We start from the raw sequence: 26,993 nt of genomic DNA, 5'->3' as shown, positions 1-26,993 counted from the left end.
AGGCGACCCGCCGACCGGGAAGGGCGACCCGCCGACCGGCGAGGGCGTCCCGTCGGCCGGGGAGCGGAGCGAGTCCGTAGCGGTCCGCGGCGGGCGGCTGCGGCGTCGGGTGGCGGGCCTCGCCGGGTCGCTGCTCGGGCTGATCGCACTGCGGGGCCTGGACGCCCTGGCGTCCGCGTCGCACAACGTGGCGCTGCCGCTGGCGGCACACGCGGCCGAGCCGTCCGAACCGGCGGTGTTCATGACCCGGTTCTGGTCGGCGTGGGCCGTGGGCACGCTGCTCGCCCACCAGGTCCTCAAGCGCCGGTCGCGCGGGACGTCGTGGGGCGAGCGCGCCTTCGCCGCGGGCACCTGCGCGATGTCGTTCTGCTTCGTGGCGGCGTTCACCGGGCTGCCCGCCCCGGCCCTGACGGCGGCAGCCGTGGCGGCGGGGTTCGCGGACGGCTGGACCGAGATCGTCTACACCTCGCGGCTCCAGGCGGCCCCCGACCGGCAGCGTGGCCGGCTCTTCGGGCTGTCCGCGACCGCCGAGCAGTCCGGGTTCGCCCTGGGCACGGTGGCCGCGGCGGCCGCGCTCGAAGCCCTGCCCGCACTGGCCGTCGTGGGGGCCTTCCACGGGACGGCGGCGTGCGGGGCAGTGGTCCTGCTGCTGCTCACCGTACGAAGGCAGCACGCACGCAAAGCCGAGATTCGTTCGTCCACCAGCAAGGAAACGGGAGAAGACACGCATGGAACGTCTACGGGGGCAAGCCATCTGCACGGGTCCTGAGCCCGAGCGCACGCAGGACGATCCGGCCGACGCCGTGCGGGCGCTGCTGGGCGCCGCCCGGTCCGCTCCCGGCGGGGCCGTCGTCACCGTCGCCGCCGACGGCACGACCGGCTCGCGGTCGTACCCCGAACTGCTCGACGCGGCCCGCCGCGTGCTCACCGGCCTGCGCGCCCACGGGGTGCGACGCGGCGACCCGGTCGTGCTGTGCGGGCTGCCCCTGGACGAGTTCTTCCCCGCCTTCTGGGCCTGCGTGCTCGGCGGCGCCCTCCCGGTGGCCATCGCCGAGCACCCCGCGCCGGGCTCCCCCGCCTCCGAACGCCTGCGGCAGGCCTGCGCGTTACTCGGCGGGCCGCTGGTCCTGACCGACGCCCCCGGCGCGGCGGCCCTCGCCGACACCACGGCCGCCCCCGCCCCGCGCGTCGCCCTCGCCCGGGACTGCCTGGACGCGCCGCCCGCGGACGACCACGTCGAGCCCGACCCCTCCGACACGGCCCTGCTGATGCTGTCCTCCGGCAGCACCGGCGTCCCGAAGGCCGCCCGGCTGACGCACGCCGGGCTCGCGGACTTCGCGGCGAGCAGCCGCCGCGTCCTCGACGTCCGCCCGGACGACACCCTGGTGAACTGGCTGCCCGTCGACCACAGCGGCGCCTTCCTGCTGTACCACCTGCTCGCGGTCTTCACCGGCAGCACCAACGTGCACACGCCCACCGACCGGGTGCTCGCCGACCCGCTGCGCTGGCTCGACCTCCTCCACGAACACCGGGCGCGGCACAGCTGGGCCCCCACCTTCGCCTACCGGCTGGTCGCCGACGCGCTCGCCGAGCGGCCGGGCCGCCACTGGGACCTGAGCGGCCTCAAGTCCCTGCTGTGCGGGGGCGAGCGGGTGGTGCTGCCGGTACTGCGCCGCTTCCTCGACGCGACGGCCCCGTACGGCGTGCGCGAGGAGCACATCGCCCCCGTGTGGGGCATGGCCGAGACGGTCACGGCCGTCACCTACGGCCGGCTCGACCGGCCGGGCACCGTGCACCGCCTGCTCAGGAGCAGCCTGGACGGCGACCTGGTCCGGGCCGCCGAGGACGCCCCGGACGCCGACTGCGTCACCTTCGTCGCCTCCGGCTCGCCCGCGCACGGCGTCACCCTGCGCATCGTCGACGACCGCGGGGACCTCGCCCCGCCGGGCCGGATCGGCCGGCTCCAGGTGCACTCGCCGGCGCGGCTCACCCCCGGCTACGTGAACAACCCGGAGGCGGACGCCGCGGCCTACCCCGCCGGACGCGACTGGCTGGACACGGGCGACCTCGCCTTCCTCGCCGAGGGCCAGGTGGTCATCACGGGCCGCCGCAAGGACGTCATCATCCTCAACGGCCACAACGTCTACTGCCACGAGGTGGAGGAGGCCGCCACCGCCGTCGACGGCGTCCGGCAGGGCGAGGTCGCCGCGTGCGGGATCCCGTCGGCGGAGCAGGGCACGGAGGAACTCGCCGTGTTCTTCGTCAGCCGCGGTGCCGCCGAGGACCGGCGGATCGCCGCTGAGGTCAGGGCCGCGCTGTTCACCCGGCTCCGGCTCACCGCCGCGCACGTCCTGCCCGTCCCGGAGGACGAGTTCCCCCGGACGCCGGCGGGCAAGGTGCGGCGCGCCGAGCTTCCCCAGCGGCTGAGCCGGGACGCGGAGACGGTGACACGTGCAGCCCTCCGGGAGGCACCGGGCGCCGGGCCGGCCCGGGACGCCGACGCGGTGGCGCGTGCCGTGCGGGAGGAACTGGGCGCCGTGCTGGGCCACCCGGTCGACGTGGACGTGCCGTTCTACGAACTCGGCCTGACGTCCGTGCTGGTGGTGCGGTTGCGGAACCGGCTGTCCGAGCGCCTGGGGATCCCGATCGCCCAGACGGCCTTCTTCGAGCACCCGACGGCCGCCGCGCTCGCCGCCCACCTCGCGGGCGACGCAGCGGCGGCAGCCGCACCGGGCACACGGACCGGCGACGGCTCCCCCGACCGCCGCGTGGCCGTCATCGGACTGTCCCTGCGCTTCCCCGGCGCCGACTCGGCGGACGGGTTCTGGGCGAACCTGCGGGACGGCGTCGACAGCGTCCGGGTGTTCGGCGAGCGGGAACTCCAGGCCGCGGGCCTCACCCCCGAGCAGCGCCGCGCGCCCGGCCTCGTGCCCGTCGCCGGAGTCCTCGACGGTGTCGAGGAGTTCGACGGGGACTTCTTCGGGATGAGCCCCAAGGAGACCGGGCTCACCCACCCCGCGCACCGGCTGTTCCTGGAGTGCTGCCACCAGGCCCTGGAGGACGGCGGCCACGCGGCGACCGCGCCGGGCGTCCGGGTGGGGGTGTTCGCCGGGTCGGGCATGAACCTCTACGACCACCAGCAGGCCGCGACCGGCTCGCCGTACGACCCGGCGGACCCGGCCGCCGGCATGCAGTCGGCCATCGGGCAGGAGCCCGACTTCCTCGCCACCCGGGTCGCCTACCGGCTCGGCCTCACCGGGCCGGCCATCGGCGTGCAGACGGCCTGTTCGACGTCCCTGGTCGCGGTGCACCTCGCGGTCCAGGCGCTGCTGACCGGTGAGGCGGACCTGGCGCTGGCGGGCGCCGCCGCCGTGCACCTGCCGCAGGAGACCGGCTACCACAGCCACCCCGGGTCGATCCTGTCGCCCACCGGGCGGTGCCGCGCGTTCGACGCGGAGGCCGACGGCACCGTCGGCGGCAACGGCGTGGCCGCCGTACTGCTCAAGCGCCTCGACCGGGCGCTGGCCGACGGCGACACCGTGCACGCGGTGATCCTGGGCTCGGCGGTCAACAACGACGGCGCCGCCAAGGTCGGCTTCAGCGCCCCCGGGATCGAGGGCCAGGCCGACGTCGTACGCCAGGCACTGCGCAGGGCGGACGTACCGCCGGAGACGATCACCTACGTGGAGGCGCACGGAACGGGAACACGGCTCGGCGATCCGGTGGAACTCACCGCGCTGGCGCGGGCGCTCCACGCGGACGGCGGCACCAGCACCGGCACCGGCACCGGCACCGGCACCGGCACCGGATCCTGCACGGTCGGCTCCGTGAAGCCAAACATCGGGCACCTCGACAGCTGCGCGGGCATGGCCGGGCTCATCAAGACGGTCCTGATGCTGCGCCACCGCACCCTGGTACCGACCCCCCACCTGACCCGACCCAACCCCGAACTCCCCCTCCACGACGGACGATTGACGCTCGCCACGGAACTACGGCCGTGGACGGTCCCGGACGGCGTGCCCCGCCGGGCCGGTGTCAGCGCGCTCGGCGTCGGCGGCACCAACGCCCACCTGGTCCTGGAGGAGGCCCCGCCCGCACGCCCCCGCCCGGTGCCCGAACTCCCCGTCCTCGTCCCCGTGTCGGCCCGCGACACCGAGACCCTCGACGAGCTGACGGTCGCGCTCCGCGACCGGTTCCTGGACCGCCCGGACCTCCCGGCCGCCGACGTGGCCGCCACCCTGGCCCTCGGCCGGCCGCACCGCCCGGCGCGCCTCGCCGTGACGGGCCGCACGGCCGGCGACCTCGCCCGCGCGCTGGAGGAGCACCAGCACGGGGAGCACCCGCATGCCGCGCAGGCCCCGGCCGGCCCGGTCGCCTTCGCCTGCACGGGCCAGGGCAGCGCCCGCCGCACCATGGCGAGCGGCCTGTACGCGGTGAGCCCGGCCGCCCGGGCCACGCTCGACCGGTGCGAGGCGCTGTACGCCGGGGAGTTCGGTGGCAGCCTGCTCGCCCCGCTGACGGCCACCGCCGGACCCGCCGGTCCCGCCGCGACGGACGGGACCTGGCCCACCGAGACCGCGCAGGCGGCCCTCTTCGCCCATCAGGCGGCGCTGGCGGACGCGTGGCGGGCGGCCGGCATACGGCCCGCGCTGCTGTTCGGCCACAGCGTCGGCGAGTACGCCGCCCTGTACGCGGCGGGCGCCCTGACGCTGGAGGACGGACTGCGGCTCACCGCCTGGCGCGGGCGTCTGATGCAGCTCCGCTGCCCGGCCGGGGGCATGCTCGCCGTCCGGGCCGACCGGTCCACCGCCGAGCGCGTCGCCGCGGCCTCCGGTACGGAGCTCGCCGCGGTCAACGGCCCCCAGGCCCAGGTGCTCTCCGGTCCTCCCCCGGCCCTCAAGGAGGCGGCGCGGCTGCTCGACCACGAGGGTCTGCGGTGGCGTGCGCTGCCGGTCGACCGGGCGTTCCACTCCGCGGACGTCGACAGCGCGCTGGACGAGTTCCGCACCCGGGCGCGCGAGGTGACCTACCGCCCCCTCCACACCCCGCTGGTGACGACGGCCGACGGTGAGCTGCGCCGGCCGGGCTGGACGGTCGACGTCGAGTACCTCTGCCGCCAGGCCCGGCAGCCGGTCCGCTTCGACCTCGCCATGGACACGGTGGTCGAGCAGGGCTGCCGCGACTTCGTGGAACTCGGCGCCGGGCGCACCCTCACCGGCCTCGGCCGGCACTGCGTACCCGACAGCCGCTGGCTGAGCGGGCAGGGCGACGGGGACGGGGCCGAGGAGCAGGCGCACGGCTTCCTGACGGCGCTCGGCGCGCTGTACCGCAGGGGCGCCGACCTGGACTGGCCGGCGCTCGTCACGGACGGGGGCCGGGTCCAGCTCCCGGGGCATCCGCTGCGGCGGCGCACGGTGCCGTTCGTGGCCGGGGTACCGGCCGGGGCTTCCGAGCAGCAGCCGGATGTGGCCGGTGAAGTGGTCGATGTGGTCCGGGAGTTGACGGCGGAGAAGGTCGGCCGCCCGGTCGCCGACGTGACACCGGACAGCTCGTTCTTCGAACTGGGCGCCGACTCGCTGTCCCTGATGAGCATGACGACAGAACTGGAGCAGCGGTACGGCGTCCGGGTCCCGATCCGAGAGGTGTTCGACACGGCGGACACGCCCAGGAGGCTGGCGGAGCGGGTCGGGGAGCTGCGGGGGGATGTGCCGGGGGCTCAGGAACCGGTGGTCCAGGAACCGGCGGTCCAAGAACCGGCGGCGTCCCAGGGTACGGATGCGGATGTCCACGCCCTGTTCGGACAGCAACTGCGCCTGGCCGAGCAACTCGTCGGGCAGGTGGGCGAGATGATCTCCCGCCAGCTGGACGTCCTCGCGACGGCGTCGGGCACCACCACGGCGCCCCCTGCTCCGGCTCCGGCACCGGCACCGGCACGCACCCCCGCGCCCATCGCCCTGGAGCCCGAGCCCGCCCCCACCCCTGCCGCCTCACCGCCCGGAGCGTGCGACTTCAGCCTCTACTTCTTCGGCGACTACCCCGAGGACCGCGACCACGACAAGTACGGCCTGATCATGGCCGCCGCGGACTTCGCCGACCGGCACGGCTTCCACGCCCTGTGGTTCCCCGAGCGGCACTTCAACTCCTTCGGGGCGCTGTTCCCCAACCCCTCGGTGCTGGCCGCGGCCCTCGCCGCCCGGACCAGCCGGGTCCGGCTGCACGCCGGGTCCGTCGTCCTGCCGCTGCACCATCCCGCCCGGGTCGCCGAGGAGTGGTCGGTGGTCGACAACATCTCCGGCGGCCGGACGGGCCTGTGCTTCGCGAGCGGCTGGCACGCCACCGACTTCGCGCTCGCCCCGCAGAACTTCGGCCGCCACCGCGAGGTGATGTACGAGCAGCTGAAGACCGTACGGCAGCTCTGGTCGGGCGAGCCGCTGAAGACCACGGCGGGCGACGGCACCCCCGTGGAGATCCGCCTGCACCCCCGTCCCGTCCAGGACAGCCCGCCGATGTACGTGGCCGTCGTCGGCAACCCGGACAGCTACCGCCGGGCGGCCGCCGAGGACCTCGGCGTGGTCACCAACCTGATGACGCAGACGGTGGAGCAACTGGCCGAGAACATCGCCCTGTACCGGCGCTGCCGTGCCGAGCACGGTCTCGACCCGGCGGCCGGGCGGGTGGTGGTGCTCGTGCACACCTACCTGGAGGAGGACGCGGAGCGGGCGCGGGCCGAGGCGTACCGGCCGTTCCTGTCGTACCTGCGGTCCTCGCTCTCCCTCTTCGACCAGGTCACGAACAGTCTGGGCTTCCAGGTGGACCTGGAGAACACGCCGCAGGAGGACGTGGAGTTCCTCCTCGGGCGGGCCTACGAGCGCTACTGCGACTCCCGCGCCCTGATCGGCGACGAGCGCACGGCCGCGGAGACCGTACGGCGTCTGCTGGCCGCCGGCGCGGACGAGATCGCCTGCTTCGTGGACTTCGGCGTACCGAAGGAGAAGGTGCTGGCGGCGCTCCCGGTCCTGGACCGGGTCCGCAGGACAGCACCGGCGTCTTCGGAGGCTGCGGGCAGCGCCCCGGGCACTCCACGGACGAGGCCTCCGGCGCCCTCCGCACCCCGCCGGGCGCCCCTCACCCCCGCCCAGCGCCGCATCTGGTTCCTGGAGCAACTGCACCCGGGCACCGCCATGTACCACGAGCCCAAGGCGATCCGCCTGGACGGCCCGCTGGACGTCCCGGCCCTGCGCTGGGCGCTGGACCGGGTCGGTGACCGGCACCCGGCGCTGCGCACGGTGTTCGGCGACACGGACGGCGTCCCCTACCAGGAGATACGCGACCGCATGCCGCTCGACTGCCCGGTGGAGGACCACACGGGCGCGACGGAGGAGGAGGCCCTGCGGTCGGTCCTCGCGGACGACCACGGACTGGATCTCGCCTCCGGTCCCCTGGTCGCCGCGCGCCTGCTCCGCCTGGCCCCGGACCGCCACCTGCTCTTCCTCCTGGCCCACCACATCGTCTTCGACTCCTCCTCCACGGCCGTGCTGGCCCGCGACCTCGCCGCGTACTACCGCGCCCGGCGGGGTGGAGGTCCCGAACCGCGGCCGCTGCCCGAGCTGTCGGCGGCCGGCCCGCCGGACCCGGCCTCCCTGGACTTCTGGCGGCACCACCTCGCCGACGCCCCCGAACTGACCCTGCCCACGGACCGCCCCCGCCCGCCGGTCAGGTCGGGAGCGGGCGCGAGCCTCACCCACGCCCTGGACGCCGAACTGGCGGACGGCCTGCAGAAGTGGGCCGCCGGGCACCGCGCCACCCTCTTCATGGCGCTGACCGGCGCGATCGGCGCGGTCCTCGGCCGGTTCAGCGGGCAGCGGGACGTGGTGATCGGCACGGCGGTGGCGTCCCGCCCCACCGGCGCCGAGGACCACGTCGGTCTCTTCCTCGACACGGTCCCGCTGCGCCTGGACCTCACCGGCGACCCGGACTTCGCGACCCTGCTGGGCCGGGTGCGCGAGAGCAGCACCGCGGCGTTCGAACACGGCGGTGTCCCCTTCGACGAACTGGTCAGCGCGCTCAATCCGCGTCGCGACCCCGGCCGCAATCCGCTGTTCCAGGTGATGGTGGAGTACGAGAACGAAGGTGGGGCGGAGTTCGACCCGCCCCACCTCACCTCCGCCCTGCTCGACGTCCCGAGCGACCGCGCCCCGTTCGACCTCAGCGTCTACCTCACCCGCCACGCGGGCGGCGTCCGCTTCATGGTCGAGTACGACACGGCTCTCTTCGACGAGGCGACCGTGCGCCGCTTCGTGGACTACGTCGAACAGGTGCTGCGCCGCGCCCTGGACACGCCCGACGCGCCCCTGACGGCTCTGACCGCCCTCACGACGGCCGACCGCACCGCGCTGGCCCGTCTGGAGGAACACACCGGAGAGGACGCGGACGGCCCCGGCACCCTGCACGCCCTGTTCGAACAGCAGGCCCGCCGCACACCGGCCGCCATCGCACTTCTCGGCGACGAAGTCAACGTCACGTACGCGGAGTTGGACGCGGCGGCCAACCGCCTGGCCCACCTGCTCCGCACCCGCGGCGCGGCACGGGGACAGCGCGTGGCGGTCCTGCTCCCCCGCGGCCCGCGACTGATCACAGCCCTGCTGGCGGTCCTCAAGACGGGAGCGGCGTACGTCCCGCTGGACCCGTCCCTGCCCGCCCCACGCCTGGCCTTGCTCCTCGCCGACACGGCACCGGTACTCCTCCTCACCTCCGAGGCCACGGCCCGCCCGGACCTCGAACTCCCCGTCCAGCTCGTGGAGTCGGCGGACGACACACTCCCGTCGACCCCGCTCCCGGACGACGCGAAGGCCGCCGGCCCGGAGGACCCGGCCTACTGCATCCACACCTCGGGCTCGACCGGCCGCCCGAAGGGCGTCGTCGTACCCCACCGGGGCCCCGGGAACCTGATCCGGCACCACCTGAGCCACCACCCGGCGCTCCGCACCCTCCAGTGGACGTCACCGGCGTTCGACGTGAGCGTCCAGGAGATCTTCACGACGCTCGCCCCGGGGGCGGCACTCGTCCTCGTCGACGACGCCGTACGGCACGACCCGGTGGCGATGGCCGAGACGGTACGCCGCCACGAGGTGCAACGGCTCTTCATGCCCTGCACCCCGCTGAAGTACCTGATGGAGACGGCCCCCCAACTCCCCTCCCTGCGCGAACTGTTCTCGGCGGGCGAGGCCCTGCACCTCACCCCGGCCTTCCGCCGCTTCCTCACCACGCACCCGCACTGCGCCCTCCACAACCAGTACGGCCCCACGGAGACCTCGATCATCGTCACGACGCACCGCGTCGACCCGGTGGGCGAGGAGTGGCCCCCGATCGGCACACCGGTGCCGGGAGCCCGGATCCGGCTCCTGGACGACACGGGCCGGCCGGTCCCGGTCGGAGCGGTCGGTGAGATCCACGTCAGCGGCGTGCCGGTGGCACACGGCTACCACGACCGCCCCGCCGAAACAGCCGCCGCGTTCCTCGACGACGGCGCGGGCGGGGTGCGGTACCGCACGGGCGACCTGGGCCGCTGGCGTACGGACGGCACCCTGGAGTACCGGGGCCGGGCGGACGACCAGGTCAAGATCCGCGGCTACCGGGTGGAACCGGGCGAGGTACAGGCGGCGTTGACGGCACTGCCGACGGTCCGGGACGCGGCGGTGCTCCCACGCCGCGACCGCCACGGCGACACCGAGCTGGTGGCGTACGTGGTCCTGAACGCGGGAACCTCCGGTCCCCAGGTGCGCACCGCGCTGGCCGCCTCGCTCCCCGACCACCTGGTGCCCCGCCGCTGGGTGACGCTCGACCGCCTCCCGGTGAACGCCTCCGGCAAACTGGACCGCACGGCGCTGCCGGAACCAGGGGACGAGTCGGCGGAGCCGTCGCGCTCGAAGCCGACGACGGACCTGGAGAGGGTGCTGCACGACCTGTGGTGCGAGGAACTGGACGTACGGCCGGTCCCGGTCACGACACCGTTCTTCGAACTCGGCGGCCACTCACTGAGCGCGATCCGCCTGCTGAACCGCATGCGGGAGGCGGCGGGCATCGACCTCACGATGGCCGACTTCTTCCTGAACCCGACGATCCGGGGCATCGCACACGGCTCCCGGGTGGTGGACACAGCCCCGATGCCCTCCACGCTCCGCCGCCTGTGGCGCCGCCACCACGCGCTCGCCGACCCGAGCGTCTACAACATCGCCCACCGCGTGGACCTGCGCGGCGACCTGGACCCCGGCGCCCTGCACCAGGCACTCACGGACCTGGTGGCACGCCATCACGCGCTCCGCAGCAGGCCGGTGCGGCGCCAGGACGGACGGTACGAGGTCGAGATACTGGCCGAAGTCCCCGTGCCCCTACCACTGAGCGACCTCCGCACGCCCGCCGACGCCTCGGAGGAGACGGTGGACCGCTGGTGCCGCGAACAGTCCTCCGCCCCATTCGCAATGGACCAACCGCCCCTGTTCCGCTTCGCCCTGGCCCGCGTGGCACCGGACCACTGGATCCTGATGACGGTCTTCCACCACGCGGTCTGCGACGGCTGGTCCCTGGCCATCATCAGGCGCGACCTGCAGACCCTGTACAACGCGCACAGGACGGGCAGCACATCCCAACTCCCCCCGGTGACACACCACTTCACGGACTTCGCCCGCGCGGAACACGCCCTGCCGGACGACCGCAGAAAAACCCTGGAAGACTTTTGGCGCACGGAACTGGAAGGCATCCCCCTACGCCCGCAGCTCCCCTACGACCACCCCCGCCCCCGCACCCTGTCGGGCCGGGGCGCCCTGCACACGTGGACCATCACCGACGACACCCCGTCCCACCTCACCGCCACGGCGACCCGCCTGGGCACCACGCCCTACACGATCCTGGCGGCCACGTTCGCGACCTGGCTGGGCCGGCTGTGCGGCGCCCCGAACGACATGGTCCTGGCCGCATCCAGCGCGAACCGCGTCCACCGCGACCGCTCGGACATCGTCGGCATCCTGGGCGACGCCGTACTCCTCCGAGCGCGCCTGTCCGAAGCCGACTCCTTCCCCGCCCTGGCAGCCCAACTGAGCACCACCCTCTTCGAGGCCCTGGACCACCAGGAACTCCCCCTGACGGACGTGGTCTCCCTGGTCGCACCCGACCTGGCGGAGTCCCTGTTCCCGACGGTCCTGTTCACGGTCATCACCACAGACCCCCCGTCCTTGCACCTCCGGGACGTACACACGACGATCCACTCCCTCCCCACCCAGGGCGTGGCCCGCAACGAGCTCTACGTCGTGATCGCCCCGGAGGCGGACACCATCACGATCACGTTCGAGTACTCGACGGACCTGTTCACGAGGGAGACGGTGGAGGAGTGGGGGCGGTCCTTCACGGGGCTGCTGAGGGAGGTGACGGGGTCTTCTTGATCGCCGCGGGAGGGGCGGCAGACGAGTCGGGTTGTACGCCGGGTTCTGTTCCGCTCAGGGAGCGAGCATGCTCTGACCTGCATGTTTGCGGGGATCCGGCGGCTGGTTCAGCCCTCTGGGACTTCTCAGGGACTTTCGGCCGAGTCCGTGAACCAGGCCTCGATGGCGGACAGTCCTCGCGCGCCGGCCTGCGGCATGAAGTGGGTGTACGTCCGGAGCGTGAACGCCGGGTCGGAGTGCCCCAGCCACTTCGCGAGCGAGACGATCGACTCACCGGCTTCGAGCATCACCGAGGCGTACGTGTGACGCAAGACGTGGAAGCCGTGCTCGCGACTCGGCTCCCAGACACGCGACGGCTTCTCGCCTGGCTGCCGCTCGGGCAGCGGCGGGATGACTCCCACGTCGGCGAGCGCGGGCTTCCATGCCTTGGTGTTCCAAGTCGTGCGGTTGATCGGGCCGCGCCGCCCCGTGTAGACGAGCAGCCGGGCCGTCACCTTGCGCGGTCCTCGCGGGCGAGGTCGGGCTCCTCAGGATCCAGCCACGGCAGGGTCACTTCGATCGGTTCAAAATGCTCCTGGTGCGTGAGGATCCGCTCCGCGAGCACCTGGGGCAGAGGCGCGTCGCGTTCCTTGCCGCCCTTGGGTGGACCGAAGTACAGCTGCGACTTGTACATGAGGATCTGCCGCTCCACGTGCACGAAGCCGTAGTGGACATCGTCTGGTCTGAACCCGAACACCTCACCTGCCGTAGTCCGCACCCGACCCCGAGGTCGACTGTGATCCTGTACCGGGCGGCCAGCGCCTGCCGTACGGCGTCGACGCGGTCCTGCTCCCAGGCGCGAGCCTTGCGCTCCGGCTTCTTCGGCGGCTTGATCGAGCTGTTGCCCTTGCACGGGTTGCGGTACAGCCGCTTGTCCTCGACCGCGGCCTGCATGATCGCCTTGAGGTACACCCAGGCGACACGGGCCGTGCTAGACGCCACCGCCCTATGCACATCAGCGACCACTTGCGCAGCTCCGCGACGCCGATGTCCCTGAGTGCCAGGTCTCCAAGCAGCGGCAGTACCTGCCCCCAGATCCGGTGCCTCATACTTTCGAGCGTCTGAGCGGGGTGCACCTGGGACGGGCCACCAGTGCTTCTCGACGTACTCGCGAAGGCTGATCGCACCGTCTCGCGCGTCGACGAAATCCCCTCGACGTGCGTCGGTCTGTGCCTCGGCCAGCCACGCCTTGGCGTCCGCGACAGTGTCGAAAGACCGGTCGCGGACCCCCGGTATCCCCTTGACGCGGTAGCGCGTGCACTTGCCCCATAGGGCGGTGCGCTCGCGCTTGCCCGTCTCCTTGTTCGGCCGCTTCTTGAGCCACCGGTCTTCGATGTAACCCGCCATACTTGTCTTACCCTCGGCCTCGCCTTGCTTCTCTCGGCGCGATCTGCGTCGCGATCAGACACACAGACGATCTCCGTGTGCATGAAATTCCGAGTGCTGCTGAACTCGTCAGACTCGTTGGCCCAGATCAGGCAGCCCGGCGACGCTCACGCTGCCGCGGGGCCTTGTTCAGCGGGTTGAGGGCCGGGTTCGACCGCGAGTCCGCCTGCTGCTGTTCGCTAAGCCACGCATCGAGCAGGTCCCTGCGGTACATCACCCTCCCGCCGGGACCCATCCGTAAGCTGGGCGGCCCCTGTCGGCGATGGCGCCAGACGTAGAGGGTGTTCACCGAGATGCCCATGTACTTCGCGGCGTTCAGCACGTTCAGGAAGGCGGCCTCGACGGCAGGCTTGAATTGGTTGCGCATCACGTGTCTCCGGGGTAGGCGCTGCCGAAGCAGCAGACGTTTCGTCTTCCCGCTTACCGGGCGGCGAAGCCACACCGATGGCTGCTGGAAGCAGGACCCAGATTCCGGAGAATCACTGATTTGGTAAGGCTGTCCCATCGTGATAGCGCAAGGTAGACAGCTGCCACCTAGTGAGTTCGAGGCTGCGGGATTGCGCCGGCTGCCTCGGCGCTGAACTGCGACCAGGGTCTACGGCCGGCCCCCAGAGGTGGCTGCAGCACAGTCTCGCCCCCAACTCAACCGATCGCTCAACGCCGGGATTATCAGAGGCTCATGGCCCCAGACACCGGTAGCGTGCCAGCATGAACAACGCTCCGGACTTGGCATCCTGTTTGCACACCTGGTTCAGCGAGGTGCGGCAGACGGGGATCTCCGTCGAGTCAGGCACTTCGCTCGTGAAGACCATGAGCCAGTACATCGGCCGCGACGTCAAGCAGAAGAAGCTGTCGTTGCGGCTGCTCCAAGAGGCCACCCGCGCCGAGGCCTCTCGCACCAACCGCATTCTCAACGCGGTGCTCGACCTAACCGATGACGAGCAAGAAGTCCTATTGGACCTGCTGGAGCGCACCAAGCTCGCCTCGATCGTCCGGGCCGCTCAGACGATAGCGGACCGCTCCGACTTCCTACAGGGGTTGCGGGGGCTGCTCTACGCCGACGACACCAAGACCGTGTTCCGTGAGGTCGACCAGCTTCACCCGGATTTTCGGCGACGAGTGGAGCTTGGCCCTGTCGGAAAGTGGGTTGACCCGCGTCGTGCGCACGCTGATTACCCAACGCGAGGACGTGGTGTTCGCTTCGAAGCCGGTGATACTACCCTCCGGTAAACGCGGGCGTGTGGACATGGTCTTCTCCCGCCACCTGCCTGAAAGCGAACGCACGCGACACCTAGTGGTCGAGCCCAAGCGCCCGATGCGGCTCACGATGACCGAGTTCGGTCAGATCAACAACTACGCCTCCGCCATCACCGGCCATCCTGAGGTGCTGGGCACTCCGCACGACTGGGAGTTCTGGCTCGTGGGCACCGAAATCGACGACGTCGTGCGCAACCAATACAGCGACCCTGCCCGGCCTGGCCTCACCACCAACAATCCTCGCTACCGAATCTGGGTCATGACCTGGGGACAACTGTTCGATCAAGCTGAACGCCGAGTACAGGCATTTCGCTCCGCGCTCGAATTGGTCTCAACGGACCAGACCAGTCGCGACTACCTCCAGCGCAGGCACGCAGAATTCATTCCACCTCTAGCGGCGAGCGGAGGCGCCTAACGGCCGAGATCACCGCAGAGTACGCGCTCTTCCGGACGCTGCTGAGGACTGCTAAAGTTCCTGATATTCGCGATCGAGGTCTTGCCTATTGCGGCCCCTCGGACAGGTGCGTTTGTTGTGGCCGTAAGCGCCACACGCACTGCATCGGTAACCCTCTTTACTACCGCTCGGCGCCTCCGATGCGCTGGGCCTGAGGGGCTTTTGACAGCGGGCGAGTCGACGGGCCAACCTGTCGGCTGCGGGTCCCTTGGGTACATCCGCAAGCGCCTTTTGCAGCACGTTTTCAGCCTCGTCGTTCATGCCATCCTTGAGTAGCGCGATGCTGAGGCGGTCGGCGATCCTTGGGTCCGTGGACCCGGCCGTCACAGCCAAACGCCACCACATAACGGCTTGCTCCAGATGTCCCTGTTTCTCTTCTCTCAGGCCAAGTTGACCTGTGAGCAGAGCTTCGGTGCCGTGATCACCTGCTGCCTGAGCGATCTCTACAAGGGACTTGCGCAGTTGCGGCCCCTCCTGTGCCGCCAGGCGACCGTGCCTGTCCTGTTGCCAGCTCACCGCGAGCAGTTTGGGCGCGAGCGACAGGCGTACGGCCGGCGGCATGGCCGCAAAGGCGCTCGCCAGAGCCTCCGTGCTCGGGGACAGACAGAGGTACCGGAGGTACTCGCGCCACGCTTCCTCGTTGTCACGCTGGAAGCTGAGCGCAGTAAGGAATGCCGTGAGTACCTCGTCCCGACGCCCTTTCTGGTAGCGAAGTGATCTGGCGAGACCCAGCCATGCCCGCCCAATCTCGGGATCGCCTGAGGCAGACATCCGCTTCAGAGCGGCGCGGAACATGCCCTCGATATGCACGAGGGTGCGGGGGTCGCGATCCGCCTCCGCCCATGCCTTCACCGAGGCGGCTTCGGCCTTTTGTAGCTGCTGGCGGCCCTTGCTGTCTTCCCGAGTGATGGGTCGTGCCGATGAGGGACCCGCCAGGATCTCACGGGTGAGGCGATCGGCTGTGGACGCAAATTCCGATGACGGTCCGCGAAGAGTGTCTGCGGTGACTCCGAAATCGGAGAGGTTGAGTCGCAGAAGGATTTGCGGAACCGGAAACAACTCGGTCACGTCTGCCGAACATGCCACTGGCACGCCACCGTGACGTCGGCTCAGGGCGACTATCTTTGGCCCAAGTATGGCTGCGTTCTGCCGCGGCAGGTATCCCACATGCTGACCTTGAAGATGAACCGCGACGGCATTCGGGTCATGCGGATTTTGCGGCTCCGGTACGAGCTGTGCGACGAATGGTCTGCCTGGTGGCATGTTGGCGACCGCTTGGCGGATGGATTCCGCGCGAAAGAATTCGCCCACGACCTCAATCTCTGCCTCACCGGAGGAGAAGACGTGAGGCAGCTCGTCCGCGGCAGACATCGGCTGAGACGTTTCCGTCGGAGCCGGTGAACGCTCCCACTTGCGTCTGAACCTCATCGCATGCCTCCTGGGATGATGATTTTCAGAGCCGGAGGGCTGCTGCTTCCCGAAGGGCCCGGTACAAGAGTGCGGGATCTCCTAGCCGGCGGCGCAACTGTCGCTCCAGCCCGCCGATCGGGTAGAGGTTCTGTGGGGCTCGTTTGTCTTTGTATTCGGTTGAGGCGTACCGGCACAGCGTCGTCTGGGACTTGTTGGCGAGCCCGATGGCCGCTGTGGTCGACAGGTCCGCGCTGCACTCGACGCGTACGATGCCAGCCCACGGCGCTCCTGGTCCGCATGGGAGCCGCAGGTACCAGGCGTGACGGTCCCAGCTGGTGCCCATTCGGAAAACTGGGGTGCGCTGTCCGCTCTCCAGCGTGCCGATCACGGCGTGGAGTAGCGCGGGCAGGTACTCGGCTCGGTGCGATTTGATGAACCCGATCGCCCGTGGCAAATGTTGGCGCCCGCGCAGGGGACCGTCGATGACGAGCAGGTCGTCGTCCTTGGCTAGGCCCGCGTTCACGTTGGCTGTGCGGGCTGCGATTGCGGTCATTACCTCGGCTTCGCCGAGCTGACGTTGCAACGCCAGCGTGAGTGCGTCGCCATCCTCGGAAGCAGTGAGCTGCAAGCGGTAGTTTCCGGCTCGCGTATGGACGTCCTCGGCGTGCTCAGATGCGGTGAACAGCCCTCGGCGGACCTCTGTTGTGGAGAGACGGGCGGAACTGCCGGTGCAGCATACGACGCCAGCGGCGTAGGAGGCGCAGATGCCGGGCACGGCGGACGTCGCGGCCGTGTCGTTCACGGTTGGAGGCTCGTTGATCCACAGTCGGGCGTCAATGCGACGGATCCCGTCGACGAAGAGTACCGGGGTCGGCGTAGCGGCGCCGGAGTTGGCACCGATCGGATGCCACGACGCGGCGGGCAATTCTACGTCAGGTTCAACGCGCGCGGTGGAATCGCCGAGGTCGGTGTTGGCGCTGGTTCCGTAGGTCGGATCCCACGCGTCGACTGAGAAGCGCATTCTGTCTGCGGTAACGAGAGGGGGCAAGGGGTTTGTCACGGCCCCTCCCGCTGTACGGACGAGGTCCGCTGGTCCCGCTGGACGGCAAAGCGGATCGGTACCCGTTCGGCCAGGGCACTGACGTGCGTGACTATGCCGACCATCCGGTGCCCATGCGCGGCCAGTTCTTCCAGGGTCGTGGCGACTGTCTCGAGTGTCGCCTCGTCGAGCGTGCCGAACCCCTCGTCGAGGAAGATCGAGTCCAGCCGGGCTGCGCTGGCCGCAGCCATGGTCGACAGCTGTGCCGAGAGCGCGAGTGCAAGTGCGAGGCTGGCCTGGAACGTCTCCCCGCCGGACAGTGTCTTGACCGGTCGGCGGCTATCTGCGTCGGCGTGGTCGACCACGAGGAAGTTCCCGTCGTCATGGGTTAGCTCGAACTGCCCGCCGGACAGGTCGGCGAGCGTCCGGGAGGCATCGACAACGAGCGCGTCGAGAGCCGTCGTGACAAGCCAACGGGGGAATCCGTCCGAGCGGAGAAGTTGGCCGAGCGCCTTTGCCACCTGATGCTTTCGCGCTGCCTCCCGCCGCTTCGCGGCGAGCCTCGTGGCCTCTTTTCGACGCTCGATGAGCCGCTGAACCTCATATCGAGCTCCCTCCAGCGCTGCTGCGACTGCTGGCTCGGCCGCCTCGATGAGCGGCCGTCCCGCATCAAGGGCAACATCGTGGGCGGCGAGCACGCCGGCGAGCTTGCCCTCGGCGGCCGTGAGCTCGCCTTCGGCCTTCGCCAATGTCTCCCAGGCGCTGGGCAGTGCAATCTCACGGGTGGCGGCAGCGCCGGCCGCCCAAGCGACGAGGGCCGTCCACGCCGCAGTCAGATCGTCGCGGACCAAAACTGGAGCACCGAGCGCAACGAGGTTGTCGCGAACTTGTTCGAACATCGACCAAGCGGCCCGCACCTCCTGGTGGAGGCCGGCTGCGGCCTTCTGAGCGCTCGCTCTGCTGGTCCGCGCAGCCAGTAGCCGCGCGTTTGCCTCGTTGGCGTCACTCTCCAGCTGCTCTCGATGGACAAGTGCGGCGGTCACCTCTTCGAGAGTGGGTGCGCCATCAAGTGCGGAGCGCAGGGCGGCAACCCGGCCAGTGAGCGTGTTCAGAAGGCTGGTGGCCTCCTGCTCGGCTCGTGACGCCTTCGTCCACTCGCTACGTGCTCGTTCCACCTTGCGCTCGGCCCGGGCCAGGACTTGCTCGGCTGCCTCGAGGTCAGGCGCGGTCAGCGGGCTAGGCAATGTCGTGACCTGCTGCTCGCACACTGGGCACTCGGCGCCCACCTGTAGGTGTGGCCGCAGCGCTGCGGCGAGATTGTTCCGCGCAGCGGCCTCCTGCGCCTGTCGTGCCTGCTGGGCAGCACTCGTGGCTGCCCCCACAGCGGCGGATACTTTGCCGAGCGCCGTCGCACGGTACTGCTGCGCCTCTTGAGCTGCGGGCAGCCTGCTCTCCGCTTCAAGGAGTTCTGCGTGGTCGTGACGGGCTCTCTCGAGTCGAGCCAGCGGCGGTGCAGCTGCGAGCTGCTCGCGGGCTACACGGTCGGACACCTCGGCCATAGCGAGCACCTCGTCGGCCGCTTCTATAGCGATCCTGGTATCGCGCTCCTTCCTGCCGAAGTCAGCGAGACCAGCGGGGATGGCAACCGCCTGCAGCTGGTCCCGCTCGGCGGTCAGCGTCGCGCACGCATTCTGCGCCTGGGCGACCGCTGCTCCATGCTTTGCGACTTCGGACAGGGCGGCACGTACTAGCCCACTGGCCTTCCCCAGAGCAGCCAGTCGCCCCTGGGCTACTTCTTGGGCGTGCTCGGTTGCGTCAGAGTACTCCTCAAGCTGCTGGGCATAGAGCTCGGTGCGCTGTTCCTCACTCTTGGCCTCTGCGTTCGCCTCCTGCCCGATCCGGGTGTAGACGTCCAGCCCGAGCAGTTTTACGAGGATCTCCTGCCGCTTGGCCGGTTTCTCATGCAGGAACTCGGCAAAGTCACCCTGCGGCAGCACCACACAGGTCGTGAAGTGCTCGAACGGCAGCCCCAGCAGTCTTTCCACCGCGTGCGTGACCTCCGAGTCGGCGGCGAGCACCTCGCTGGCATCCCCCGGTGCACCGAGCGCTCCCGGGTTAGCAAGCTGCTCAAGCCGGGCGTTCTTCACATTGACGCCGCCAGCGGCGGTGCGGCGCAGCTCCCGAGCAGCGATGTAGCGGCGTCTGGCAAGGTCGAAGACGAGCCGGACGGCGCCCCGGTTGGTGGTGGGCGCAAGTGCGTTCGCAATCGTTCGTCGGTCGTCCCAGCGAGGCACCGATCCGTACAATGCGAATGTCATTGCGTCGAGGACGGTGGACTTGCCTGATCCGGTGGGACCCACGAGCGCGAAGTAGTCCGCCTCGCGAAAGTCCACCGTGGTCGGCTCTCGGAAAGAGGCGAAGCCGTTCATCTCTAGCAGCACTGGCCTCATAAGACGTCCTTCCTGCCGTCAGCCGTCGCCAGCGGTGACCTGGTCGTGGAGCCTGACGAACAGTGCTTCGACTCGTTCGTCGACCAGCTTGCGGTCGACGCAGTATTCGTGGAGAAGCTCGAGAGGACTGCGCTCCACGCCATCGACCGGTGTGGATGGCCGAGCGATGTTCACCGGTGCGGCGAATTCAGGGGCAATGCGAACCTCCAGCGCATTGGGGAGCAACTTCTGCACGTCCTCCCGTAGACCTGCGCGCGTAGCTTCCCGTACCAGCACCCTCAGGTAGTCGTCGCCGAAGGCGCCAGCGCGCTGGGCCAGCTCGTCAACCGTGCCGCACACGGTGCGCAGCCGCCGACCCGAACTAATCGGCACCTCGGCGGCGATGCGGGCAGGCATGCCGACCTTGGCCTCGACGACAAGCACCATGGAAGGGTTGTCCTGCTCGCCGAAGTCGAGCGCGATCGGGCTGCCGCAGTAGTGCACCGGGCACGGCGCCGGCAGCGACTGGCGGCGGTGCAAGTGCCCGAGCGCAATGTAGTGCGCGTCCGGCGGGAAGGCGTTGGCGGGCACCCAGTACTCGAAGATCGACTGGACGGTCCGCTCGCCCCCGCCGAACTTCCCCCCGACTACGGTCAGGTGCGCCGTAACCAGGTTGACCGCGTCGTCCCGGAAGCCGGCCGTAAGGGCGGAGAGTAGGTCGCGCACCAGCTGGTCGTAGGCAGCCGAGCTCTCCGCAGGCGTCTTCGTGACCAGGTCGGCAGCGCGTACCGCGTAGCGCTGAGACAGGAACGGCAACATGGCGACGGTGACTGGCTCCCCGGTTGAGCGGGCAGTGAAGTCAACCGAGCCGCCGTCGGCCGCGGTGCGGGCATTGCCAACCATGGTGATCCCCGCGCACGCCATGAGCTGACGGTAGGCATCGAAGGTGGGGGGGTGGTCGTGGTTACCAGCGATCGCGAGGACCTCGGCGCCGGTGCGCTTCAGCGCGAGCAGCGTCTGCACGACGAGCTGCTGGGCGTCCGCCGTGGGGGCCGATGACTCGTAGAGGTCACCGGCGATGATGACAGCGTCGACCTCGTGGTTGCGGGCCACCTGGACGATCTCCCCCAGGGCTGCGCGCTGCTCGTCGAGCCGACTGTGGCCCTTGAGTACCTTGCCGACATGCCAATCCGATGTGTGTAGGAACTTCACGTACTCGCCTCCCCTCCCCGTGACGTCATATGCGCTGGTCAAAGGGGTGGAGCCTCATCGGTCGGCCGGGGCAGCCGCGCGAAGGGGTCCGTTGGTTCAGCGTGGGGTTCCTTGCCGGACAGGGCTGAGGCGCGCGGGACCTCCTCACATTCGCTCGGGCGGGTCGCCCATGCCGGAAACGGGAACTCGACCGCGAGTGGCACCGGGACCTCCGGCTGGCTCACGAACATGGTGCCTGGCTTGGCAAGCGTCGCGCGGGCGCGCTGGTTCGCCGGGAGGAACTTGTACTCGGGGCGGCTCGCCTCGGCAGAGTCAAGTCGGCCGACAACCCTGATGGAGCTGTTGGCGATGACCCGGCGCTCAACCTCGCTTGCCGTCTGCTGGGCACCGATGAGGATGATGCCTAGAGAGCGGCCCCGCTCTGCGATGTCGAGCACCGCTTCCTTGATCGGGCTGGTTCCGTCCCTCGGCGCGTACTTGTTGAGCTCGTCGATCATCGTGAACAGCAGCCCACCCGGCCCGGCCTGTTCCTTGCGTTCGGTCTCGTGCGCAAGCACGACACCCACGACGAACCGCTGCGCGCGCTCCGACAGATTGTGCAGGTCGACCACGGTGATCTGCTGGTTCTCTGCGGAGATGCGTCGCCCCGGAGCGTGTGGGATGTCGGCCCGGATGATCGGGCGCAGCGCCCGGAGCGAGGAGCGCAGTCGGCGGACAAAGGCATTAACCGTGCCCAGGCCGGTAGCCTGCCCAGCCCACGCGGATCGGGTTTGGTCGTCGCTGACCCTGGTCACGACGAGGTCGACCAGATCGTCGTAGGTGCGCACCGTCACCCCGTCGATGCTCACGGCACCGTCCGTGCCGACCAGCACGGCGTCGAGACGCAGCCGGGTCGCCACCTGATGTACGACCATCGTGTACTGGTGGCGTTCGTCCTCCGCGTCGGCGAACACGTATGGAAGTAGCTCCTCGCGACAGAACTCGGCCGGTGTCCACCAGAACGCCGTGACACCGCTGGTGCGGCTCACGACGTTCGGCCGACCGGTTGTGTCCTCCGGGGTCGGAGGCGCGTAGAGGCCGACCGACGAAAACGGCTCAGCCCGAAGCTCGAGCCGGGCGTAGCGATCGCGGACGTCGTCGTCGAGACGGTTGTTCGCGCGGTCCAGGAACAGCAGATCTTCGCCTTTGACGGAGAACACCAGTGCCTTCGCATTCAGCGCTCGCCGGCCCAGCACCCCACAGCGGAAGATCGAATAAAGCAGGAACAGCGCGAAACTGGTCTTCGTTGCCACGCCTGAGACCCCGGAGATCGACACGTGCGCGCCGCGTGTGCCGTCGATGAACTCAAGATCAACATAGATGGGGCTCCCGTCTCGACCCAACCCGACTGGAACCCTGTGATCCATTTGGTCGAAGTACAGCGCCTGTGCACGCTGAGCACCAGTCGCCCGATGCGCCACGGCACCCGGCTTCGGCGGCACGTAGCACTCTGGTTCGACCCGGGTCGTGGTGACCTCGGCAGACTCGTACACCTCCCCGGGCAGCACCCCTTCCTCAATAAGGAACACGTCCGAGGGGAATTGTGCGCCCTCGTGTCGGGCGCGCACAGCCGTAACCACTCCAGCCGTCGTCACCGCGCCTACACCGGGTACCTGCCGTGTAGTCACGACGATATCGTCCAGCTGCAGGTACGACGTCGGCTCGAGGGCTACCCAAAACTGCAGCGGAGCCGCATCCTCAGTTCCCAGCACACGACCAACAGCCTGCTCGGGAGCGCGCGACTCCTTCAGCCCACCCCCCTGCTGCGCCGCTGCGCCCACCTGGTCTTCCAGCGCTGCGCTTACTGGATCACGTTCTTCCAAGGTCATCATCTCCGGGTAACCGCACAGTCCGGCGCGAGAGCACTCAGACTCCCCAAGGCTGTGCACTGTCACTATTCGAAAAATCGAGACCACACTGGAACAGTCAATCGACACAGCAAGGCAAATACCACATTAATCCTATGCGCCCGATTTGCCCTATTTCAGGATAACTGCACAGTTACAACACCTGCGGCCGATCACTGTACGTTTGACAGTTTCAGCGGTGAGTAGCAGAAGTGAACCTGGGATCGGCGTTGAAGCGGCTCGGCGGCGCCATCGAGCTCACTTCGCATACAGACGACATCGCCACCCATGATCGGCATCGTGCCTCCGACAGCACAGAAGCCTTTGTAGTCGACCCGTACATCTCCAGTAGCGCGTGCGCGTCCATCACCGGCCGGTTGGCTGTGTCGATGCCAGCGCCGAGGATCCCCCCGTGCGGCGCGCCCCGGACCACATCCCCGACCGTCACCGCTCACTGGTCTCGGTCACCCCCGTGGACCCGACCAGGCCCGACCAGCGAGCGGCAGCAGCGCTCGCCCGTAGCACCCAAGCCCAGGCACTACACGCACGTCCGCCTCTAGCTGCGCCGACCACGCTCGCCATGCACACCGGTTCCCGACGGCAGCGCTAACCCTCACCCTCAGCACTGAAGTGCCACCGTGCCGACCATCGCCCCCTGGGACCTGTACGTCTCCCCCTTCTACCTCGCCAGCTGCACCCCACCGGCGACCATGCCCAACGACGAAGTCGGCGGCTGCACCCTCCGCTAGACGTTCTACCGGCTCGTCTCCGAGGGCCTGATCCCGCGCACTGCGCCGAGCCACCCACCGTCCCCGGACGTCGCGGCCCAGCCGTCAATAACGTCCCCGTGCAAGCCGATCTGCTGGCCGTCGACGCCCGGGAGTCCGGCGTCGGGGCCCCGAGGCACGGAGCAGGTCAAGGCTCGGTTCATGGCTCTCGAACAGCAAGTGATCGACTTGGAGCTGAAACTGGGACGACGACCTCGCCGCCGCCCGCGCCACGAACCGCGAACTGATGGTCCAGGTCAACCGCCACAACGATTGATCAATCAGCCGTGTCTGGGCGGCTGCATTGGAGGTGTTCTTCGCGCTCAGGATGCCTCATGAGACATGCTGTCGATCAAGAGCCGAGCGCTGGGCCTGGGAAGCTCTGTCGCTCGCGAAGCCCCCGGGAACGGCGCGCCTCAACGCTGCCTGACACAGCTGGAGCGAAGGGCCCCACGCTGCGCGCGGGGCCCGGAGATAGTGGTTCAGTCCTTGTCGGGCCGGCCAGGGGGGATCAGGAGCTCCGCCGGGTCGGTCAACCCGGTGTTGTACTCGTTGACGATGAGCTTTGCGAGGGGGGCAGAACGGGAGGAGGAGCCGCCGCCGCCCACCGTGTTCGCGATGGACGACTCCTTCCACTGCGCGACCGTGATCGGCTTGCGCTTGCCGTGACCGGCAAGCTTCCCGCTAAGGCGGTCGAGCCGGGCGCCGGGGTTGCGGTCGAGGACCATCGCGACGGCTCGCAACATGATCCCCTCCCATGTCGCGGGGTTGCGGCCCCACGCGTCCTCGACGACCTGCAGCACCTGCGGGATCAACGGGGAGCGCCCCTCGGGAAGGACGAGGGGGTAGATCAGGCTACCGCTCTCGTCCCGGGCGGCATGCTTCTCATCCATCACCGCGAGGGCGGTGAGGGCCTGGACCGCGCCGATCTTGTTCGCCGAGGTGCTGCCCGAGATGCCGAGATCGCGGCTCTCGACCTCGGTGAGGATCCGGGTGTTGCGCGGGTCGCCAGCGGTGATCGAGACGCGGAAGATGTCGAACGGCTTCACGGCCTTGCGGTCGCGGTTCGCTGCGAGGAACAACTTCGCCTCCTGCTCGTCGGAGAGCCCCTCATAGACCATGCAGTCCCGGAGGAAGTCCGGGCCCTCCTTCTCGACCGCCACCTCCGTGGAGTGCTGGCCGTCGAGAAGGTAGTACCGGCCGTCCTCCCGGAGGGAGACGATCGCCGGGAGCAGCGCGAAGGGATCCCACATCTTCGTGAGCCGCGCCGTCCACGCGGCGTCCTTCTTTCGCTGCGTGGCCGGGCCGGCGTCCTCGGCGGTGTTAGTGCCAAACAGGCGGGCAGAGTTGAGGGTCTGATCGACGTGCAGGTCCCCGACGCGGATCTCCTCGTAAAACTTTCGGACGGTCTTCGTCGCTCCAGCTTGAGCCGGGACGGTAGCGGTCCGCGCCACGTATCCCCCTTTGGTAGTGGCCAGTTGGCATGCAGTCAACCATAGGAATTTCTCGCGCGTCAAACTATCTAGCGCCTTGAGATTTCTCGCGTTCCCACCCCGTAATGCTGTATCGATAGCGCGACGGCTCCACGGACGGACCGATCCCACAAGCCTCCCTGTCGGCCGGGTTGATGGGACCGTCGAGTGCATTACCGGTCACGTGGCTTCGCCTTATGGGACACGTCGGCCATGGACGCCGACACCCAGCCCGAGGCCATGGCCGTCACCGTCGAGTTCGGCCACCACATGCGAAGCATCTTCGTCGCCCAGTCAGGCGCCTTCGAGCAAACGCACCAGCGAAGCAGTGATCACGCGGTGCCGGCCTCCGAGGGGTACGAGCTTGACCGGCGCCTCACCTCGCCTGATCAGTTCGTAGAGGTGGCTCTTTGAGACGCCGAGCGCAGTGGCGGCCTTGGGGACGCTCACCGTCGCGGGCCAGGAGCGGATCTCATCGAGTGTCGGGCCGTCATTGGACTTCGAGCGGACTCCCTCAGCGTCACTCGCGGTGACTGGCGTCTTAGCGGTTGCCCGTTCGACTGTGACGTCCTTAGCCATCGGTTCTCCCGTCTCACGTACACGGTCTACTGCATCGGCATGTAAGGGCTCAGACATGGCACCCAGGCGATGTACGAATTACGCCTTCGAGCAGGCCAGAGGCACCCGGCGCCTCTCCGCGCCTGCCGCGCCACTCGTGCCGATCCGCTCACAGGGAACCCTCGACCTCGGCGACCACCAGCCGCGCCAGTTCCCCCACGCTCAGCTCGATCCGCCGCCCATCAGCCATCCGGGACCGGCCCAACGACGCCGCCTCTACGTCGTCGACGGCCTTGTGGTGCGCGCGAATCTCCTCGCTGCTCAAACCACTTCCTCCCCTTCTCTCCACCCGGCCCCGCGAACGGCCGCTCCCGAACCAGCTGAGCGGATGACCGTTTCATGCCGAGTTGGACGGACAGCAGTCGTCGCATCCGCGCCCAGTTCGCGCACGGCAGACGCACGCCGCGGGCAACGACTGGAGACACCGCCCAAGACCATGTCAACGTACGGAAGCCCGGAAAAACCGCAGGTCAACGACGGGTTCTCTGCTCGTGATGCTCACCGTCACAACCACGGTCCGGCCTCTCGCAGAACTTCCTCCGCCCGCCCTCGGCGAGCGTGAGTGGCTTCTCGAATGCCACTGCGCCCGACCCGTGACCGACCTTCTCAAGGGCCAGGGATGGGACGTCGTCACCGACCTGGACTGCAACGTCCACTGCTCCAGCCCCGACCGACGCGTGTACGTGGGCTTCCTCCCCGAAAGCCGGGAGGCAGCACGCGGTGAGCTGTGGCACATCCACGTCACGGATAGTTACGGCATCAGGGCCTGGCGCCAGACCTTCGGACCGGATACCCCGGCACAGGCCGTCGCCGGATTCCTCGCTGCTCTGATCGCCCTCCTCACCCGTTACTGCACCTGCGTGTGACACCCGCTCCGCACTCTCATCGCCCAGGAGACTGTCTTGCCCTACGAGATCATCGTTGGCCAACTGGTTCATCAGCTCCAGACCTTCGACCCCGACCTGCCCGTGTGCCTCGCCATCAATCCCGACTGGGCCTACGCCCACCGCATCGGCCGCATCGTGGAGATCACCGGATCGAGTGGAGCCGTCTACATCGCTGAAAACGGCCAGGAGGGCGTACTGCCACCCGCCGTCCGCAACCAGCTGGACTGGGCCGACGTATGACGTGCCACTCGCGTACACGGCCCGCTGCTTCGCCGTTCAACTCCTCCGGCTCCTCGCAACATCTGCTCCTCAGTGACCTGGTCCATCACCCCATGCCACCGTCGGTGCGCGGCGCACTCCTGCGCAGCGTGCCTCCTCATCCCACCCAACCGATCCACACGGTGTGGATACCCGGCGTGGAGCCCGAGCGTCTCCATCCCGGCTCCATCCTGCTCAGCTGGGAGCCCAGTCTCGGAGACGGAATGGATGTGACCGCTCACCTCCGTCTGGCCTCAGCAGAGGTCCTCCTCGCCAACTGGCCGGACCTCCACGGCGACTGGACCGCCGTCGTACACCCCACCCTTCACGAGGTCATTGGGCTTCACACCGCGCTGTCCGTCGCCACCGACGCGCTGCACCTCGCCAACCGTCTGGCGACCCGCTGACGATCCGTGCACCGCGAGCTTCCGAGGGCTGCCCCAG

General features: G+C 69.3%; 17 protein-coding genes and 1 pseudogene. 7 read left to right on the top strand and 11 right to left on the bottom strand.

Annotation, left to right across the window (positions count from 1 at the left end):
- Together ABZ386_RS02955 and ABZ386_RS02950 are read left to right on the top strand one after the other, a co-directional pair.
- Positions 1-769 (top strand): annotated as a pseudogene (locus ABZ386_RS02955) (MFS transporter); the annotation flags it as partial.
- Positions 729-11,435, top strand: coding sequence for an amino acid adenylation domain-containing protein (locus ABZ386_RS02950; RefSeq protein WP_358963358.1), 10,707 nt, complete (start codon positions 729-731; stop codon positions 11,433-11,435). The pseudogene ABZ386_RS02955 and the gene ABZ386_RS02950, both read left to right, overlap by 41 nt.
- Positions 11,436-11,560: 125 nt before the next feature.
- On the opposite strand, the gene ABZ386_RS02945 is transcribed toward ABZ386_RS02950, so the two are convergent.
- From ABZ386_RS02945 to ABZ386_RS02935, 3 genes are all read right to left on the bottom strand, one after another.
- Entirely contained in the window at positions 11,561-11,929 is a 369-nt protein-coding gene (locus tag ABZ386_RS02945; protein ID WP_358963356.1) for a tyrosine-type recombinase/integrase, read from the bottom strand.
- Positions 11,926-12,171 carry a hypothetical protein gene (locus ABZ386_RS02940; protein WP_358963354.1) on the bottom strand — a complete coding sequence of 82 codons (246 nt, stop codon included), beginning with the start codon at positions 12,169-12,171 and terminating at the stop codon, positions 11,926-11,928. The genes ABZ386_RS02945 and ABZ386_RS02940 overlap by 4 nt, the downstream gene beginning before the upstream one ends.
- A 777-nt stretch (positions 12,172-12,948) precedes the next feature.
- The gene (locus tag ABZ386_RS02935; protein ID WP_358963352.1) at positions 12,949-13,227 is read right to left on the bottom strand and encodes a helix-turn-helix domain-containing protein; all 279 of its coding nucleotides are present in this window, start codon (positions 13,225-13,227) and stop codon (positions 12,949-12,951) included.
- A gap of 341 nt (positions 13,228-13,568) precedes the next feature.
- Between ABZ386_RS02935 and ABZ386_RS02930 the strand changes: the two genes are divergently transcribed.
- Both ABZ386_RS02930 and ABZ386_RS02925 read left to right on the top strand, forming a co-directional pair.
- Positions 13,569-14,090 (top strand): hypothetical protein, encoded by a 522-nt coding sequence (locus tag ABZ386_RS02930; protein WP_358963349.1) that lies wholly within the window; start codon positions 13,569-13,571, stop codon positions 14,088-14,090.
- Positions 14,091-14,100: 10 nt separating this feature from the next.
- On the top strand, positions 14,101-14,532 hold the full coding sequence (locus ABZ386_RS02925; RefSeq protein WP_358963347.1) for a hypothetical protein: 432 nt from the start codon (positions 14,101-14,103) through the stop codon (positions 14,530-14,532).
- Between the two features lie 51 nt (positions 14,533-14,583).
- Here ABZ386_RS02925 and ABZ386_RS02920 read toward each other — a convergent pair whose 3' ends face one another.
- The 8 genes from ABZ386_RS02920 to ABZ386_RS02885 all read right to left on the bottom strand — a co-directional run bounded on the left by ABZ386_RS02920 (position 14,584) and on the right by ABZ386_RS02885 (position 25,669).
- Positions 14,584-15,942 carry an HIRAN domain-containing protein gene (locus ABZ386_RS02920; protein ID WP_358963344.1) on the bottom strand — a complete coding sequence of 453 codons (1,359 nt, stop codon included), beginning with the start codon at positions 15,940-15,942 and terminating at the stop codon, positions 14,584-14,586.
- A gap of 82 nt (positions 15,943-16,024) precedes the next feature.
- Positions 16,025-17,002 (bottom strand): DNA double-strand break repair nuclease NurA, encoded by a 978-nt coding sequence (locus ABZ386_RS02915; protein WP_358963340.1) that lies wholly within the window; start codon positions 17,000-17,002, stop codon positions 16,025-16,027.
- Positions 17,003-17,037: 35 nt separating this feature from the next.
- Positions 17,038-19,470 carry an SMC family ATPase gene (locus tag ABZ386_RS02910; protein ID WP_358963338.1) on the bottom strand — a complete coding sequence of 811 codons (2,433 nt, stop codon included), beginning with the start codon at positions 19,468-19,470 and terminating at the stop codon, positions 17,038-17,040.
- Between the two features lie 18 nt (positions 19,471-19,488).
- Complete coding sequence (locus ABZ386_RS02905; RefSeq protein WP_358963335.1) at positions 19,489-20,661, bottom strand: exonuclease SbcCD subunit D; 1,173 nt, start codon at positions 20,659-20,661, stop codon at positions 19,489-19,491.
- Positions 20,662-20,699: 38 nt separating this feature from the next.
- Positions 20,700-22,529: an ATP-binding protein gene (locus ABZ386_RS02900; RefSeq protein ID WP_358963333.1), complete on the bottom strand. Its 1,830-nt coding sequence runs from the start codon at positions 22,527-22,529 to the stop codon at positions 20,700-20,702.
- 1,267 nt (positions 22,530-23,796) lie between these two features.
- Complete coding sequence (locus ABZ386_RS02895) at positions 23,797-24,768, bottom strand: DUF6551 family protein (protein ID WP_358963330.1); 972 nt, start codon at positions 24,766-24,768, stop codon at positions 23,797-23,799.
- Positions 24,769-25,080: 312 nt separating this feature from the next.
- Entirely contained in the window at positions 25,081-25,365 is a 285-nt protein-coding gene (locus ABZ386_RS02890) for a helix-turn-helix domain-containing protein (protein ID WP_358963328.1), read from the bottom strand.
- 148 nt (positions 25,366-25,513) lie between these two features.
- Positions 25,514-25,669 carry a hypothetical protein gene (locus ABZ386_RS02885; protein ID WP_358963325.1) on the bottom strand — a complete coding sequence of 52 codons (156 nt, stop codon included), beginning with the start codon at positions 25,667-25,669 and terminating at the stop codon, positions 25,514-25,516.
- Between the two features lie 328 nt (positions 25,670-25,997).
- Here ABZ386_RS02885 and ABZ386_RS02880 point away from each other — a divergent pair, with 328 nt between their 5' ends.
- From ABZ386_RS02880 to ABZ386_RS02870, 3 genes are all read left to right on the top strand, one after another.
- Positions 25,998-26,270, top strand: coding sequence for a DUF317 domain-containing protein (locus tag ABZ386_RS02880; RefSeq protein WP_358963322.1), 273 nt, complete (start codon positions 25,998-26,000; stop codon positions 26,268-26,270).
- A gap of 36 nt (positions 26,271-26,306) precedes the next feature.
- Positions 26,307-26,531 (top strand): hypothetical protein, encoded by a 225-nt coding sequence (locus ABZ386_RS02875; protein ID WP_358963319.1) that lies wholly within the window; start codon positions 26,307-26,309, stop codon positions 26,529-26,531.
- A gap of 248 nt (positions 26,532-26,779) precedes the next feature.
- Positions 26,780-26,956 carry a hypothetical protein gene (locus ABZ386_RS02870; RefSeq protein ID WP_358963317.1) on the top strand — a complete coding sequence of 59 codons (177 nt, stop codon included), beginning with the start codon at positions 26,780-26,782 and terminating at the stop codon, positions 26,954-26,956.
- The last annotated feature ends 37 nt before the right edge of the window (positions 26,957-26,993 follow it).

Origin of the sequence: Streptomyces sp. NPDC006140 (genome assembly GCF_040628815.1) — a bacterium.
GTDB lineage: Bacteria > Actinomycetota > Actinomycetes > Streptomycetales > Streptomycetaceae > Streptomyces.
This window is presented reverse-complemented; position numbering and strand designations above follow the sequence as displayed.

Excerpts from the sequence above, each read along its gene's own strand:
- ABZ386_RS02950 (WP_358963358.1), top strand. The coding sequence starts at position 729 with ATGGAACGTCTACGGGGGCAAGCCATCTGCACGGGTCCTGAGCCCGAG.
- ABZ386_RS02935 (WP_358963352.1), bottom strand. The coding sequence starts at position 13,227 with ATGCGCAACCAATTCAAGCCTGCCGTCGAGGCCGCCTTCCTGAACGTG.
- ABZ386_RS02930 (WP_358963349.1), top strand. The coding sequence starts at position 13,569 with ATGAACAACGCTCCGGACTTGGCATCCTGTTTGCACACCTGGTTCAGC.
- ABZ386_RS02920 (WP_358963344.1), bottom strand. The coding sequence starts at position 15,942 with ATGTCTGCCGCGGACGAGCTGCCTCACGTCTTCTCCTCCGGTGAGGCA.
- ABZ386_RS02915 (WP_358963340.1), bottom strand. The coding sequence starts at position 17,002 with ATGCGCTTCTCAGTCGACGCGTGGGATCCGACCTACGGAACCAGCGCC.
- ABZ386_RS02910 (WP_358963338.1), bottom strand. The coding sequence starts at position 19,470 with ATGAGGCCAGTGCTGCTAGAGATGAACGGCTTCGCCTCTTTCCGAGAG.
- ABZ386_RS02900 (WP_358963333.1), bottom strand. The coding sequence starts at position 22,529 with ATGACCTTGGAAGAACGTGATCCAGTAAGCGCAGCGCTGGAAGACCAG.
- ABZ386_RS02890 (WP_358963328.1), bottom strand. The coding sequence starts at position 25,365 with ATGGCTAAGGACGTCACAGTCGAACGGGCAACCGCTAAGACGCCAGTC.